General features: G+C 71.2%; 13 protein-coding genes. 7 read left to right on the top strand and 6 right to left on the bottom strand.

Annotation, left to right across the window (positions count from 1 at the left end; genetic code table 11):
• Positions 1-72 precede the first annotated feature (72 nt).
• Entirely contained in the window at positions 73-711 is a 639-nt protein-coding gene (locus tag AC3A57_RS10855; RefSeq protein ID WP_487578933.1) for an EF-hand domain-containing protein, read from the top strand.
• A gap of 325 nt (positions 712-1,036) precedes the next feature.
• Here AC3A57_RS10855 and AC3A57_RS10850 read toward each other — a convergent pair whose 3' ends face one another.
• The 5 genes from AC3A57_RS10850 to AC3A57_RS10830 all read right to left on the bottom strand — a co-directional run bounded on the left by AC3A57_RS10850 (position 1,037) and on the right by AC3A57_RS10830 (position 6,496).
• Positions 1,037-2,326 (bottom strand): RNA polymerase sigma factor, encoded by a 1,290-nt coding sequence (locus AC3A57_RS10850; protein WP_487578932.1) that lies wholly within the window; start codon positions 2,324-2,326, stop codon positions 1,037-1,039.
• A 257-nt stretch (positions 2,327-2,583) separates the two neighbouring features.
• The gene (locus AC3A57_RS10845) at positions 2,584-3,435 is read right to left on the bottom strand and encodes a hypothetical protein (protein ID WP_487578931.1); all 852 of its coding nucleotides are present in this window, start codon (positions 3,433-3,435) and stop codon (positions 2,584-2,586) included.
• 1 nt (position 3,436) lies between these two features.
• Positions 3,437-4,336 (bottom strand): acyl-CoA thioesterase II, encoded by a 900-nt coding sequence (gene tesB, locus AC3A57_RS10840; protein WP_487578930.1) that lies wholly within the window; start codon positions 4,334-4,336, stop codon positions 3,437-3,439.
• Between the two features lie 85 nt (positions 4,337-4,421).
• Positions 4,422-5,744 carry a TolB family protein gene (locus AC3A57_RS10835; protein ID WP_487578929.1) on the bottom strand — a complete coding sequence of 441 codons (1,323 nt, stop codon included), beginning with the start codon at positions 5,742-5,744 and terminating at the stop codon, positions 4,422-4,424.
• Between the two features lie 179 nt (positions 5,745-5,923).
• Entirely contained in the window at positions 5,924-6,496 is a 573-nt protein-coding gene (locus AC3A57_RS10830) for an N-acetylmuramoyl-L-alanine amidase (RefSeq protein ID WP_487578928.1), read from the bottom strand.
• A 40-nt stretch (positions 6,497-6,536) separates the two neighbouring features.
• On the opposite strand from AC3A57_RS10830, the gene AC3A57_RS10825 reads away from it, so the two are divergent.
• The 6 genes from AC3A57_RS10825 to AC3A57_RS10800 all read left to right on the top strand — a co-directional run bounded on the left by AC3A57_RS10825 (position 6,537) and on the right by AC3A57_RS10800 (position 12,098).
• Complete coding sequence (locus tag AC3A57_RS10825; protein WP_487578927.1) at positions 6,537-7,040, top strand: MOSC domain-containing protein; 504 nt, start codon at positions 6,537-6,539, stop codon at positions 7,038-7,040.
• A gap of 95 nt (positions 7,041-7,135) precedes the next feature.
• Complete coding sequence (locus AC3A57_RS10820; RefSeq protein WP_487578926.1) at positions 7,136-7,681, top strand: hypothetical protein; 546 nt, start codon at positions 7,136-7,138, stop codon at positions 7,679-7,681.
• Positions 7,678-9,849, top strand: coding sequence for a bifunctional 23S rRNA (guanine(2069)-N(7))-methyltransferase RlmK/23S rRNA (guanine(2445)-N(2))-methyltransferase RlmL (rlmKL, locus tag AC3A57_RS10815; RefSeq protein WP_487578925.1), 2,172 nt, complete (start codon positions 7,678-7,680; stop codon positions 9,847-9,849). The genes AC3A57_RS10820 and rlmKL overlap by 4 nt, the downstream gene beginning before the upstream one ends.
• Positions 9,850-9,904: 55 nt before the next feature.
• Positions 9,905-10,498 carry a class I SAM-dependent methyltransferase gene (locus AC3A57_RS10810; RefSeq protein ID WP_487578924.1) on the top strand — a complete coding sequence of 198 codons (594 nt, stop codon included), beginning with the start codon at positions 9,905-9,907 and terminating at the stop codon, positions 10,496-10,498.
• A 248-nt stretch (positions 10,499-10,746) separates the two neighbouring features.
• Positions 10,747-11,607, top strand: coding sequence for a pirin family protein (locus AC3A57_RS10805; protein WP_487578923.1), 861 nt, complete (start codon positions 10,747-10,749; stop codon positions 11,605-11,607).
• A 242-nt stretch (positions 11,608-11,849) separates the two neighbouring features.
• The gene (locus AC3A57_RS10800; RefSeq protein ID WP_487578922.1) at positions 11,850-12,098 is read left to right on the top strand and encodes a hypothetical protein; all 249 of its coding nucleotides are present in this window, start codon (positions 11,850-11,852) and stop codon (positions 12,096-12,098) included.
• A gap of 239 nt (positions 12,099-12,337) precedes the next feature.
• Here the strand turns inward: AC3A57_RS10800 and aqpZ are convergent, their stop codons facing one another.
• Positions 12,338-13,048 carry an aquaporin Z gene (gene aqpZ, locus AC3A57_RS10795; RefSeq protein ID WP_487578921.1) on the bottom strand — a complete coding sequence of 237 codons (711 nt, stop codon included), beginning with the start codon at positions 13,046-13,048 and terminating at the stop codon, positions 12,338-12,340.
• Positions 13,049-13,112 lie beyond the last annotated feature (64 nt).

The following is a 13,112-nucleotide window of genomic DNA, read 5'->3' as shown; positions in this document are numbered from 1 at the left end:
TGTCAACCGGCTCGCGGCGCGGGCGTTGACCGTCTATCGGCGCCGCGGTGGCGCCCGTCGAGGAGTCAACGCATGAACCGTTCCCCCCTTTACGTCGCCGCCCTGGCGGCGCTGGTGTTCGCCGGTGCGGCCGCGGCCGTGCCTCCCGCCGACGGCGCCGCGCAGCGCCCGCGGATCCAGCTCGACGCCAACCAGGACGGCGTGATCAGCCGTGAGGAAGCGGCCAAGATGCCGCGCCTGGCGGAGAAGTTCGACAGCCTGGACAAGAATCGCGACGGCAAGCTGGATGCGAGCGAGCGACCGCAGCGCCGCGGCGGACGCGAGCACGGCGGCCGCCATGGCGGTCCTGGCGGCCACGGCGGCATCGGCGCGCTCGACGCCGACGGCGACGGCCGGATCAGCCGCGCCGAGGCGGGCAAGTCGCCGCGCCTGGGCGAGTCCTTCGAACGCATCGACCGCAACCGCGACGGCTATCTGGTGCGCAGCGAACTGCGCGCCCACCACGAGGCCGAGCGTCCCAAGCGCGACGCCGAGCGCGCCAAGCGTTTCGACGAGCACTTCGCCGCCGCCGACCTCAACCGCGACGGCAAGCTGAGCAAGATCGAGGTCGAGGAAAAGATGCCGCGGTTGGCGCGCAGCTTCGCCTTCTACGACGAAGACCGCGACGGTTTCCTGACCAAGGCCGACCTGAAGCCGACGCCGCATCGCTGAACCCCGGCGACGGCCCGGATCCGTCGCGGCCGACCGCCGCGACGCCGGCATGCCCAGGACGACCGGGCATGCTTCCCCTTGGGCGTGCGGAGCACGCCCGTTTTTTTAGGGGGATGTCGCGTGCGGAGCACGCCCGTTTTTTTAGGGGGATGTCGCGTGCGGAGCACGCCCGTTTTTTAGGGGGATGTCGCGTGCGGAGCACGCCCGTTTTTTTGGGGGGATGTCGCGTGCGGAGCGCGCCCGTTTTTGGGGGATGTAGCGTGCGTACTACGCCCTTTTTGGGCGGCGCGTGCGGAGCGCGCCGTTGCCGGCGCGCCGATCCGGCTCAGCCGAAGCGGCCGGTGTGATAGAGCACGTACACCACGATGCCGGTCAGCAACAACGAACTCCAAGCGATCGCCTTCGGCCCGAGCACCCAGCGGTACATGCGATCCTGGCGCGGATCGCGCCCGGTTTCGCGTTGGATGCGCGCCATGCTCGGCGCCATCAGGCGCGGCATCGAGTACAGGTATTGCCACAAGGAAATCGCCTGCGCCACAGCCAACAGCGCGATCGGCACGACCCAGCCACGGCTGAATTCCAACGCCGCCAGCACCATCAGCGCTGCGGCAGTGCCCACTACCGAGATCTCCCAGATCAGGCGCACGATCAGCCGGCGCTCCTGCGGGGTGCCGGCGAACGAGAGCAGGTAACGGGAGATCAGCACCGTCATGGTCGCGCCGCCGATGAAGCCGCCGATCAGCGGACCCATCGACGCTTCGATCCATACGGCGTAGCGCAACGACAGCGCGGCCGCGTCGAGCGGGGCGCCGGTCACCGCCTCGGTCACCGGGGAAACCACCCGTTCGAGTACGAACATGAGCACGCTGCCGCTGACGCCGCCCATGGCGCCGACGGCGCCGCTGGCGCCGAACTTGCTCGCCAGCCCCGAACCCAGCGTACCGGCCGCGACCGCCGCCGTGGTCGTGCCGCCCGGGCCGATTACGCCGAGCGCGCTGGCGACCAGGGTAGTGAAGCCCACCGAGGGCGCGCTGGCCTGGGCGAACGCGGCGAAGCGTTCCAGCAGTTCGGCGCGCACCGTGCTGCGCGCGCGCGACAGGCGCTTGCGCACCGCCGCGTCGCTGAGCCCGAGCAGGGCCGCGACCTGTTGCGAGCTCTGGCCTTCGCGGTAATACAGCAACAGCACTTCGCGGCTCTCGTCGGGCAGGGCCGAGATCAGCTCGGCGGCGGCCTGCGCGCGCTCGAGCTGGATCAGGCGCTCGACCGTGCTGGGCTCCGGATCGGCCGCGGCGGCGATCGCCGCTTCGAAATCGTCGGCCTCGCGCGGCTGGCGCGAGCGTGCGCGCAGATGGTCGTGGGCGAGGTTGCGGGTGATCTGCCGCAGCCAGGGCAGGAAGCTGCTCGGGTTGTGCAGCTTGCGGATGTTCTGCCAACCGCTGAGGAAGGCCTCCTGGGCGATGTCCTCGCTGGCGGATACGTCGCGGACCATCGCCAGGGCGATCGCGGTGATCGAGTTCTGGCAGGCGGAGACGATGCGCGAGTAGGCGGCGGCGTCGCCGTTGGATGCCGCCGGCAGGTCGCCGCCGATCAGCGAGTTGAGCGCCTCGGCGTTCATCGCGCGGCCTCCGCGGCGACGGCCGGGGACGCCGGCAGGGCCGGTGCGAGCAAGGGGCGGAACGGGTGCGGGCAGGACATCGGGTCGGTCTCCGGGCGGCGGCATCGCGCGATGCCTGTCTCCCCAGACGTCGCCCCTGCGGAAATGTGACCACGCCGGCCGCACGGCTGTCCATGCGGCCGATCACCCGGCCGATCGCCGGCGCCGCCGATCGAACGATCGGACCCGGCGGCGCAAACCGAGCCGGCGCCGCCGGCTCAGCCCATCGCGCGCACGGTCTTGGCCACCCGCACCACCGTCCAGCGCCCGCCGACCCGCTTGACCTCCAGGGTCTTGTAGGCCGCGGCCAGGCGGTGGTGGTAGGCGCTGTATTCGATCGTGCCGGCATCGGCCGAGCTCGGCCGGAACGCATGCACTTCGATCAGCTCGGCCGGCTTGCCGTCGAGGGCGCGGCTGCCGCGTTCCTCGTCGGCGACTTCGACGCACTGGCTGGCCGGCAGCAGGCGCAGGCCCGGCCGGGCCAGGGCGGTCAGCAGCTTGCGCGGCGCATCGCGCCGGTCGACGCGCAGGCATTGGGTGGTCTGGTCGGCCTCGGCGAGTTGGTGAGCGAACACCGCCTGCGCCAGCGCCGCCGGCGTCGCCGCGGTCTTGCCGTCGAAGGCATGCGCGGCCAGGGCGACCTCGGCCGGGTCCTTCGCCGGAGTCGGCGCCGGCCGGTTGCGCAGGTTGTGGAACATCGCCAGGCCCAGCACCACGGCGATGCAGACCAGCAAACCGACTTTGATCCGCAGCGCGCGCTTCTGCCCCGGGGTGCGGGCCTGGTCGATCCGCGACTGGAAGCGGAACGGCGCGTGGCTGGGTTCCTCGGCGCGGGTGCTGTCGATCAGTCCGGCTTCGCGCAGCAGATCGCGCGCGCGCAGCTGGTCTTCGGAACGGATCACCCACACCGCCGGCCGCTCGGGCGCCTGCTCGCGGTAGCTGAAATTGGAGCGGCGGTTGCCCTTGTAGGAACGGTCGTTGGTGACCCGCACCTCGATCCCGGCCTCGCGCAGCAACTGCGCCACGCCTTCGACGTTTTCCAGTCGCGAACTGCTGAATACCTGCCTCATGTCATTCCTTCGCCGGCACGTGGCTCGCGCTGGCGGCATCCTTGACCACGCGGATCAGGCCTTCCTGCGCGCTGCTGGCGACCAGGCGGCCGTCGCGGTCGTAGATCTGCCCGCGCGCCAGGCCGCGCGCGCCCTGCGCGCTGGGGCTGTCGATCGAGTACAGCAGCCATTCGTCGGCGCGGAACGGGCGATGGAACCACAACGCGTGATCGAGCGAGGCCATCTGCACGTTCGGCTGGTAGTAGCTGATCCCGTGCGGAAAGGTCGCGGTGCCGAGCAGGTGGAAATCCGAGGCGTAGGCGAGCAGGGCGCGGTGCAGCTCGGGCGCGTCGCCGACCCGCTCGCTGAGGCGGAACCAGACCTGCTGGTACGGCGGGCGCTTGGGCGGATTGAGTTCGTCGCGCGGATAGACGTGGCGGAACTCGAACGGCCCCTGCCGCGACAGCCAGCGCTGGACCTTGTTCGGCAGCGAGGCCATCACCTCCGGCGGCACCGCCGGGGCCGGTTCGATGTCCTCGGGCTTGGGGACTTCCGGCATCGATAACTGGTGTTCGCCGCCGTCCTGGTTCTCCTGGAACGAGGCGGCGAGGAAGAAGATCGGCTGGCCGTGCTGGATCGCGGTGACCCGGCGCACCGAGAAGCTGCCGCCGTCGCGGGTGCGGTCGGCCTGGTAGACGATCGGCGCCTCGATGTCGCCGGCCTTGAGGAAATAGGCGTGCAGCGAATGCGCGGTGCGCGCGGTCTGCAGGGTCGCCTGCGCCGCCGACAGGGCCTGGCCGAGGACCTGGCCGCCGAACACGTACTTGGTGCCGATGTCGCGGCTCTGGCCGCGGAACAGGTTGTCTTCCAGCCGCTCCAGCGACAGCAGTTCGATCAGTTCGGAGACGGGCGAGGTGGTCATGCGGCCGGGGCCAGGGGGCGAGGCCGGCAGTATAGCGAAGGGGCAAGGACGGGCCGGCCGGCGGGCCGGCCCGTCGCGGCGCGGTTCAGCGCGGGCAGTAGCGCGGCGGCACGCTGGCGCGCAGATCGGCGAGGAAGATCGCCGGGGCGTTGACGCCCGCGATCAGCCGGCCGTAGCCGGAGACGAAGGCGGTACGCAGGCCGTCGGCGCTGATGCTGGCGTAGCTGCTGTCCTGCGGCGAGCCGTCCTGGTAGCCGGGCGAAAGCAGCACGGTCGCGCCGTCGCTGCGGTCGCGGCGATACAGCCCGGCCGGGCTCCACTGTCCTTGCGACGGCGAGCTGAACGCCACATGCCGGCCGTCGTGGTCCAGCGCCGACCAGCGGCTCTGGTACGGCGTCGGTGCGTTGCCCGGATTGATCGTGATCATTTCCAGCGTGCCGGCGACGGTGTCGCGGACGAAGATCTGCGGCGTCAGCGGCGACGTGCTGCCGGTGAGGTCGGACGCGGAGCTGCGGAACGACACGTAACGGCCGTCGCCGCTGATCGCGTCGACGTCGGTGGCGCCCTGGCTGGGGATCAGGCCGTCGCTGCGGCGGTCGACGAGCTGGTTGCGGCCGGCGTCCAGGTCGCGCAGATAGACGTGCGGGGTGGTGGACCAGACGATGTCTTCGGCGATCAGGTTGAGCGCGCCGCTGCGGAAGGCCAGGCGCCGGCCCAGCGCGTCGATGCGCGGGTACTGGCCTTCGGCCGGCTTGCCGTCGCGGTCGCGGCTGACCAGGGCGATGCTGTCGGCCTGCAGGTCGTAGACGAACACGTTGGTGCCGGAGGTGTCGTTCGGCACCAGGTTGTTGGCGGCCGATTGGAAGGCCAGATAGCGGCCGTCGGCGCTGATCGAGGGCTCGTCGCTGGGGCCGTCGCTGCCGGCGGCGCGCGCGGCGCTGACCCGGCGGATGCGCTTGGAATCGCCGACCGGGCGGTGGCGGTCGAGCAGGAATACGTCGGTGTGGCCGTTGCTGTCGTTGTCGCCGTAGACCAGGTTGTTGGCGCGCGAGGCGAAGGCGACGTAGCGGCCGTCGCCGCTGATCGACGAGCGGCCGACCGAGCCGCCGGAGGAGTTGTTCGGCGGCTTGCCGTCCCAGGTGAGGCTGGCGATTTCGGTGCGGCGGCAGAACACGTCGTAGACGAACACGTCGGCGCCGAAAAAGCCGTCGACGCCGGGCGCGACGAAGCCCGATGCGGTGGAGCTGAACGACACCCATTGGCCGTCGGCGCTGAGTTCGGGGTAGTAGGCGTTGATCGCCGCGTTGGGGTTGTCGTAGGCGTGGCTGATCAATTGCAGGCGCGGTTGCGCGGCGAGCGGAGCGGCCGCCAGCGCGAGCGCGGCGGCGAGAGCGGAAATACGGGTCATGGTGAGGGCGTCCTTGATCCTGCGCGGAGAATGCGCGCCGCCGAGGCTGGCGCTGGCGCCGGCGCACTCCTGCCGGCGTGGGCCCAGTATCGAGCGGGGCCGGATCGCAGAGCGAGAACGAGACCGCGGTTTCGTCGCGTCAAAGCGGGGTCCGGTCGCAAGGCCGGCCGCGCGGTCGCTCAGGGCAGGCGTTGCAGCCCGCAGGCGGCCAGCACCTGCGGCCAAGGGAAACGCGGACCCGGATCGCGTTTGCGCGCGACTTCGACCGAAGCGTCGTCGCTGGCCGCGACCCGGGCCGTGTCCAGGTCTTCGTGGCCGGCGATGTAGCGCAGGCCGGGCAGGCGCGCGCGCAGGTCGGCGAGCAGGGCGATCAGGGCCTGGATCTGCGCCGCAGGGTAGTCCTCGTCCATCGCCTGATGGCGCGAGTCCAGCCAATGCGGATAGCGCCCGGTGTTGACCAGTTCGATGCCGACCGAGCGCGGGTTGTAGCCGCGCACGTGGTGGGCGATGCGGTCCTCGGCGACGTAGCGCAGGATGCGGCCGTCGCGGTCGAGGTAGTAATGGCCGCTGTTGCCGGTGCCCGAGGCCGGGTACAGCTCGCGCTCGCCGTACTCGCGCGCGGTCGCCAGGTCCGGCAGTTCGGTGCAGTGGATCACCGCCAGGTCGATCGCGCCGGGGTCGCGCGCTTCCAGGCGGGCTTCGTAGGGCAGGGGCTGGACGAGGATGTCCGGCGGCAGGTTCAGGGGCGGCATGGGCCCGGATGCTACCATTCGCCTTCCTACGGAGCCCGCCATGACCCTGCCGCCCGCCGACTCCGCGCTCTCCAAACTGATGGCCACCCTGCCGCGGCCCGGCCGGGTCGAGTGGATCGGCGTGCGCCCGGCGCGCGGTGTGATCATGCAGGCCCTGGACGAAGTCGTCGCCACCGCCGGCGCCGGCCTCGACGGCGACCGTTACAAGAACGCCAGCGGCAAGCGCGGGATCACCCTGATCCAGGCCGAACACCTGCCGGCGATCGCCGCCCTGGCCGGCCGCGACGCGGTCGAGCCGGCGCTACTGCGGCGCAATATCGTCGTCTCCGGGCTGCCGCTGATCGCGCTGAAGGACCGCCGCTTCCGCCTCGGCGAAGCCTTGCTGGAATGGACCGAGTCCTGCGATCCGTGCTCGATGATGGAAGCGGCGCTGGGCCCGGGCGGCTTCAACGCCATGCGCGGCCACGGCGGCGTGTGCGCGCGGGTGGTCGAGGGCGGGCGCATCCGCCGCGGCGACGCGCTGGTGCCGGCGCCGGACGCCTGACCGCGGCGCGCGGATCGCACGCCGGCGCGGACCGCGGTTGCGGCCCGTGCGTCCGCGGCGCGGCGAATCGAAACTACTTCACTCAGATCGGACCGATGGCCATTAGCGGACACTGCATTCTTTCCCACGGCTTCGAAAGCGGCCCCGACGCGACCAAGGTCGCCGCCCTGGCCGAAGTCGCGCAGCGTTGCGGCTGGACCCACGAGCGCCCGGACTACACCGACCTGGACGCCAAGCGCGAAGTCAGCTCGCTCGGCGACGTGATGGCGCGCCAGCAGCGCCTGCTGGACCTGGCCCGCGCCGCCGCCGCGCGCGGGCCGCTGCTGTTGGCCGGCTCGAGCCTGGGCGCCTACATCTCGGCGCGGGTTTCGCTGCAGGTGCCGGTGGTCGGTCTGTTCCTGCTGTCGCCGCCGACCGCGATGGGCCCGGCGCCGGCGCTGGATGCCGCGCCGGTGCCGCTGAGCATCGTCCACGGTTGGGACGACGAACTGATTCCGGCCGCCGAGGTGGTGGCCTGGGCGCAGCCGCGCCGCGCGCGGCTGCTGCTGGTCGACGACAGCCATCGTTTGTCGGCGCACGTCGAGGCCAGCGCCGAGGCCTTCGCGCGCCTGCTCGAGCGGATCGGCGGGAGCGCGGCATGAACAAGTTCTACGCCAGCTGCGGCAAGGGCCTGGAATACCTGTTGGCCGACGAACTGGTCGCGTTGGGCTGCCATCGCGCCACCGCCGCCACCGCCGGGGTCAACGTCGAAGGCACGCTCGCCGATGCGCAGCGCGCCGTGCTGTGGTCGCGCCTGGCCAGCCGGGTGCTGTGGCCGATCGCCGAATTCGACTGCGCCGACGAACACGCGTTGTACCGCGGCGTCGCCGCGGTCGACTGGACCGAACACCTGGAAAGCGTGCACACCCTGGCGGTGGACGCGCACGTGTCCGGCGAGGCCATCACCCATGCGCGCTACGCCGCGCAGCGGGTCAAGGACGCGGTGGTCGACACCTTGCGCGCGCGCACCGGTGCGCGCCCGGACGTCGATACCGAAAGCCCGGACTTGCGCCTGAACCTGGTGGTGCGCAAGGGCCGGGCGATCCTCTCGGTCGATCTGGGCGGCGGCTCGCTGCATCGGCGCGGCTGGCGGCAGAAGCAGGGCGAGGCGCCGCTGAAGGAAAACCTGGCCGCGGCGGTGCTGCTGCGCGGCCAATGGCCGAAGGTCTACGCCCAGGGCGGCGCGCTGTTCGACCCGATGTGCGGCAGCGGCACCTTGCTGATCGAAGGCGCGCTGATGGCAGCCGACGTCGCCCCGGGCCTGCAGCGCCACGGCTTGCTGCCGCCCACGCGCTGGCGCGGCTTCGACTTCGCCGGCTGGCGCGCCCTGTGCGACGAGGCGAGGGCGCGCGAAAGCGCCGGTCTGGCCGCGCTGCGGCCCGCGTTCGCCGGCAGCGACCTGGACCCGCACGCGATCCGCGCCGCACGCGAAAACGAGGCGGCGGCGGGCCTGACCGGTTTGATCCATTGGCAGGTCGCCGACGTCGCGCAATTGCAGGGCTTGCCGATCGACGCCGGCGCCGCGCCGGGAGTGGCGGTCTGCAACCCGCCTTACGACGCCCGCCTCGCCGCCGATCCCGCGCTGTACCGCGCGCTCGGCAGCGCGCTCAAGCGCCTGGCGCCGTCCTGGCGCGCCAGCCTGCTGTGCGGCGACGCCGAGCTGGCCCAGGCCACCGGCTTGCGCGCGAGCAAGAAGTACCAGGTGTTCAACGGCGCGATCGAATGCGCGCTGATCGTCTGCGATCCGATCGCCCGGGTCGGCCACGCCGAGCAGCGCGCGCAGGCGCAGGACGCCGCGCCGGCGCCGCTCGGCGAGGGCGCGCAGATGGTCGCCAACCGGTTGCGCAAGAACCTGCGCAAGCTCAAGTCCTGGCGCGAGCGCGAAGGCGTGACCTGCTACCGCGCCTACGACGCCGACCTGCCCGAGTACGCCGCGGCGATCGACGTCTACGCCAGCGACGAGGCGCAGCCGCGCACCTATCTGCACGTGCAGGAGTACGCGGCGCCGGCGACGATTCCCGAAGCCGACCAGCGCCGGCGCTGGAACGAACTGCTGGCGGCGGCGCGCGAAGTGTTCGCGGTGCCGCGCGAGCAGATCGCGCTGAAGACCCGCGCCCGCGGCAAGGGCGGCAGCAAGTACGGCCAGTTCGACCACCGCGGCGAGTTCCTGACCGTGCGCGAAGGCGCGGCTCGGCTGCGGGTGAATCCCTTCGACTACCTCGACACCGGCCTGTTCCTCGATCACCGGCCGATGCGCCTGCGCATCGCCGCCGAGGCGCGCGGCCGCCGCTTCCTCAATCTGTTCGCCTACACCGGCGCGGCGACCGTGCATGCCGCGGTCGGCGGCGCCAGCGAGACGACCACGGTCGATCTGTCGGCGACCTATCTGCAATGGTGCGCCGACAACCTGCGCGAGAACGGCATCGCCGGGCAGCAGCACCGCCTGGTCCAGGCCGATGCGATGCAGTGGCTGGAGGCCGATCGCGGCCGTTACGACCTGATCTTCTGCGATCCGCCGACCTTCTCCAACTCGGCCCGAGCCGACGATTTCGACATCCAGCGCGAACACGTGCGCCTGCTGCGCGCGGCGGTGGCGCGCCTGGCCGACAACGGCGTGCTGTACTTCTCCAACAATTTCCGCCGGTTCCGCTTCGATGCCGAGGCGGTGGCGCAATTCGCCCGCTGCGAAGAGATCAGCGCCGCGACCGTTCCGCCGGATTTCGCCCGCGACGCCCGGATCCACCGGTGCTGGCGCCTGGAACCGCGTTGATGCCGTTGTTTTCGTTTTTGCCGTTCGCCGGCCGTGGTGCGATGGAGTCTGGCCGATGAAACCCGTACGCAAGCCCGGCGCCTGGACGTTCTTCCGCCAATGGCTGAAGAACCCCTTGCGGGTCGCCGCGGTGGCGCCGTCCAGCGCCGAACTGGCCGCGGCGATGATCGCCGAGCTGCCCGACGACGTGCGGCGGGTGATCGAACTCGGCGGCGGCACCGGCGCGATCACCCGCGCCCTGCTGGAGGCCGGCATCCTCGAGCGCGACCTGTTGGTGCTGGAGCTCAACGAGGAACTGCACGCGCACCTGCAACTGCGCTTCCCGCGCGTGCCGGTGCTGCTCGGCGACGCGCGCATGCTGCCGGGCCTGGCGCGCGAGCAGGGCTATCTGGAAGACGGCCCGGCCGACGCGATCGTGTCCGGCCTGGGCCTGCTGACCATGCCGCATCCGCTGCAGCGCGACATCCTCGCCGCGGCCTTCGACTGCCTGCGCGAGGGCGGGGTGTTCGTGCAGTTCACCTACGGCCCGAGCGCGCCGGTCGCCGAAGCGGTGGCGCGCGGACTGGGGCTGCAGGTGCATCGCGGCGAATTCGTGCTGCGCAACGTGCCGCCGGCGACGGTGTACGTCTACCGCAAGCCGCAGCGCTGAGCGCAGCGGCGTCGGGGGCCGGCAGGGTCGAGGGAGTTGCTCCGGCCACAAGCCGCGACAGCCGCGGCGGCGCGCGCCGGCGCCCCCTCCGAAGCCGGCCTTGAAGGCTTCATCCCCCGGCGACCGTCGCCGGACGATATTGTTTCATTTATGTAATTGATGATTGCAGTATCGTTGTTATTGTTCTGAATTTGCCGTGACATCCTAGCCGCCATCGCCGATCCGGCGTGTCGAATCTGGAGCGTTCCATGGCCACCGCCACCCCCATTGCCTATGCCCGCGTCGGCCGCAAGCTGCGCGGTCAGCCGACCTCGGACGGCGCCGGCGTGCGCCTGACCCGGGTCATCGGCGGCCCGCAGTTGCCCGACCTGGACCCGTTCCTGCTGCTGGACGAGTTCGGCACCGACCGTCCCGAGGATTATCTGGCCGGCTTTCCCGAACACCCGCACCGCGGCTTCGAGACCGTCACCTACATGCTCGACGGGCGCATGCGCCATCGCGACAACCACGGCAACGAAGGCGTGCTGGTGCCCGGCAGCGTGCAGTGGATGACCGCCGGACGCGGCCTGGTGCATTCGGAAATGCCCGAGCAGGAGCAGGGCCGCATGCGCGGTTTCCAGTTGTGGGTGAACCTGCCCGCGCGGGACAAGATGAGCGAGCCCAAGTACCAGGAATTCGCTCCCGAGCGCATCGTCCGACTGACGCCGGCGCCGGGCGTGCAGATCAAGCTGATCGCCGGCCGCATCGGCGAGTCGCGCGGCCCGATCGCGCAGCCGGCGACCGACCCGGTCTACCTCGATCTCGCCTTGGACGACGGCGCCTATTGGGAATACGACCTGCCCGAAGGCCACAACGCTTTCGCCTACGTCTACGAGGGCGAGGCGGCGATCGGCGAGGGCGAGGACGCGCGCACGGTGCAGGCGCAAGAGTTGGCGGTGCTGGCCGGCGGCAGCCGCTTGCGGGTGCAGGCGCGGCATCCGGACACGCGCCTGATCGTGGTCGCCGGCCGGCCGCTGCGCGAGCCGGTGGCGCGCTACGGCCCGTTCGTGATGAACACCAAGCAGGAACTGATGCAGGCCTTCGTCGACTTCCAGGAAGGCAAGTTCTGAGGCGCGATGCGGCGGCGGCCCGCCGCCGTACCGCAGTGCGGACGCCGTAGGGCCGCGCGCGAGCGCGGTCCTGCGCCGCTTTCCGGCCTGCGGTCCCCAGCGGCGAGCGCGAGTGTTGCAGAAACGAATGGCCGACCGCTGCGGGCCGGCGCGTTGATCGAGTATGGAGCGCAGCGCGGCGGCGTCGGCCGCCGCGGTTGCGATGACGCGCGGCACGCCGCGCCCGCATGGAGCAATCGCCAATGGCTACCCGACTCGATCCCAAGCAGTTCACCATCGTCGCCACCTTCGTCTCCGCCGGCGTCGCCGCCGGTGCGGGCGGCTTCGTCATCGTCGGCGGCAAGCTGAAGAAGGTGCCGCCGCGCGGCATCAAGCAGTTGCAGGCGGCGTATCAGATGCTGGAAAGCGCCGACGGCCTGGCCGCCGGCCGGCTGAAGACCGACTTGCAGAACAACGCGATGCAACTGGCGCAGCAAGCCGTCGGCGCCTGAGCCGGCGCGGGCTTGCCGCCGCCGGCCTGCGCCTGCGGCCGTCCGGCGCAAGCCGGAATCCATTCCGCTCGCCTTTCCACCGGCGCCGTTGCGCCGCGAGAGGCCAAGCCATGCGGCGAACGGTGTTCGCGGGTCGGAATGGATTCCTGCTTGCGCCGGCGCGGTACCGCGATGCACAGGCGAGGGAAACGAAAAAGCCGCGCTCGCGCGCGGCTCTTCGTGTCGCACCGCGGGACGGTTCAGTCCTTGCCGAGCCAGCGATAGATCGCGCCGCCGAGCAGGCCGCCGAGGATCGGCGCGACCCAGAACAGCCACAGCTGGCCGATCGCCGCCGGGCCGGCGAACAGCGCCACGCCGGTGGAGCGGGCCGGGTTCACCGAGGTGTTGGTGACCGGGATGCTGATCAGGTGGATCAGGGTCAGACCCAGGCCGATCGCGATCGGCGCGAAGCCGGCCGGCGCGTTGCGGTGGGTGGCGCCGAGGATGATCACCAGGAACATCGCGGTCATCACCACCTCGGTCAGGAACGCGGCGTGCATCGAGTAGCCGCCCGGCGACATCACCTCGTAGCCGTTGCTGGCGAAGGTGCCGGCCGCGGTCGGGTCGATCGAGAAACCGGCCGCGCCGCCGGCGATCTGCAGCAGGACGAAGCCGGCCAGGATCGCGCCGACGACCTGGGCGACGATGTAGGGCGCCAGATCCTTGGCCGGGAAACGGCCGCCGGCCCACAGGCCGAAACTCACCGCGGGATTGAAGTGGCCGCCGGATATGTGGCCGAGCGCGTAGGCGCCGGTCAGCACGGTCAGGCCGAAGGCCAGCGACACGCCGAGCAGGCCGATGCCGAGCGGATTGCCGGGACCGCCGAAATTCGCGGCGAGCACGGCGCTGCCGCAACCGCCGAGCACCAGCCAGAACGTTCCGATGAGCTCTGCACCGAGTCGCTTGATCATGTCGTTTCCTCCGAGTGATGGGACGTGCCCTCGGCCGGGGATCGGACGGCGTTCCCGTTCAGGC

The sequence above is a fragment of the Lysobacter sp. Soil_C_15 genome (genome assembly GCF_057657315.1).
Note: the sequence above shows the minus strand (reverse complement) of the source record. Positions and strands in the feature narration are given on the sequence as shown.

Coding starts and splice junctions, on each gene's coding strand:
- AC3A57_RS10855 (WP_487578933.1), top strand. CDS start 73: ATGAACCGTTCCCCCCTTTACGTCGCCGCCCTGGCGGCGCTGGTGTTC.
- AC3A57_RS10850 (WP_487578932.1), bottom strand. CDS start 2,326: ATGAACGCCGAGGCGCTCAACTCGCTGATCGGCGGCGACCTGCCGGCG.
- AC3A57_RS10845 (WP_487578931.1), bottom strand. CDS start 3,435: ATGAGGCAGGTATTCAGCAGTTCGCGACTGGAAAACGTCGAAGGCGTG.
- tesB (WP_487578930.1), bottom strand. CDS start 4,336: ATGACCACCTCGCCCGTCTCCGAACTGATCGAACTGCTGTCGCTGGAG.
- AC3A57_RS10835 (WP_487578929.1), bottom strand. CDS start 5,744: ATGACCCGTATTTCCGCTCTCGCCGCCGCGCTCGCGCTGGCGGCCGCT.
- AC3A57_RS10830 (WP_487578928.1), bottom strand. CDS start 6,496: ATGCCGCCCCTGAACCTGCCGCCGGACATCCTCGTCCAGCCCCTGCCC.
- AC3A57_RS10825 (WP_487578927.1), top strand. CDS start 6,537: ATGACCCTGCCGCCCGCCGACTCCGCGCTCTCCAAACTGATGGCCACC.
- AC3A57_RS10820 (WP_487578926.1), top strand. CDS start 7,136: ATGGCCATTAGCGGACACTGCATTCTTTCCCACGGCTTCGAAAGCGGC.
- rlmKL (WP_487578925.1), top strand. CDS start 7,678: ATGAACAAGTTCTACGCCAGCTGCGGCAAGGGCCTGGAATACCTGTTG.
- AC3A57_RS10810 (WP_487578924.1), top strand. CDS start 9,905: ATGAAACCCGTACGCAAGCCCGGCGCCTGGACGTTCTTCCGCCAATGG.
- AC3A57_RS10805 (WP_487578923.1), top strand. CDS start 10,747: ATGGCCACCGCCACCCCCATTGCCTATGCCCGCGTCGGCCGCAAGCTG.
- AC3A57_RS10800 (WP_487578922.1), top strand. CDS start 11,850: ATGGCTACCCGACTCGATCCCAAGCAGTTCACCATCGTCGCCACCTTC.
- aqpZ (WP_487578921.1), bottom strand. CDS start 13,048: ATGATCAAGCGACTCGGTGCAGAGCTCATCGGAACGTTCTGGCTGGTG.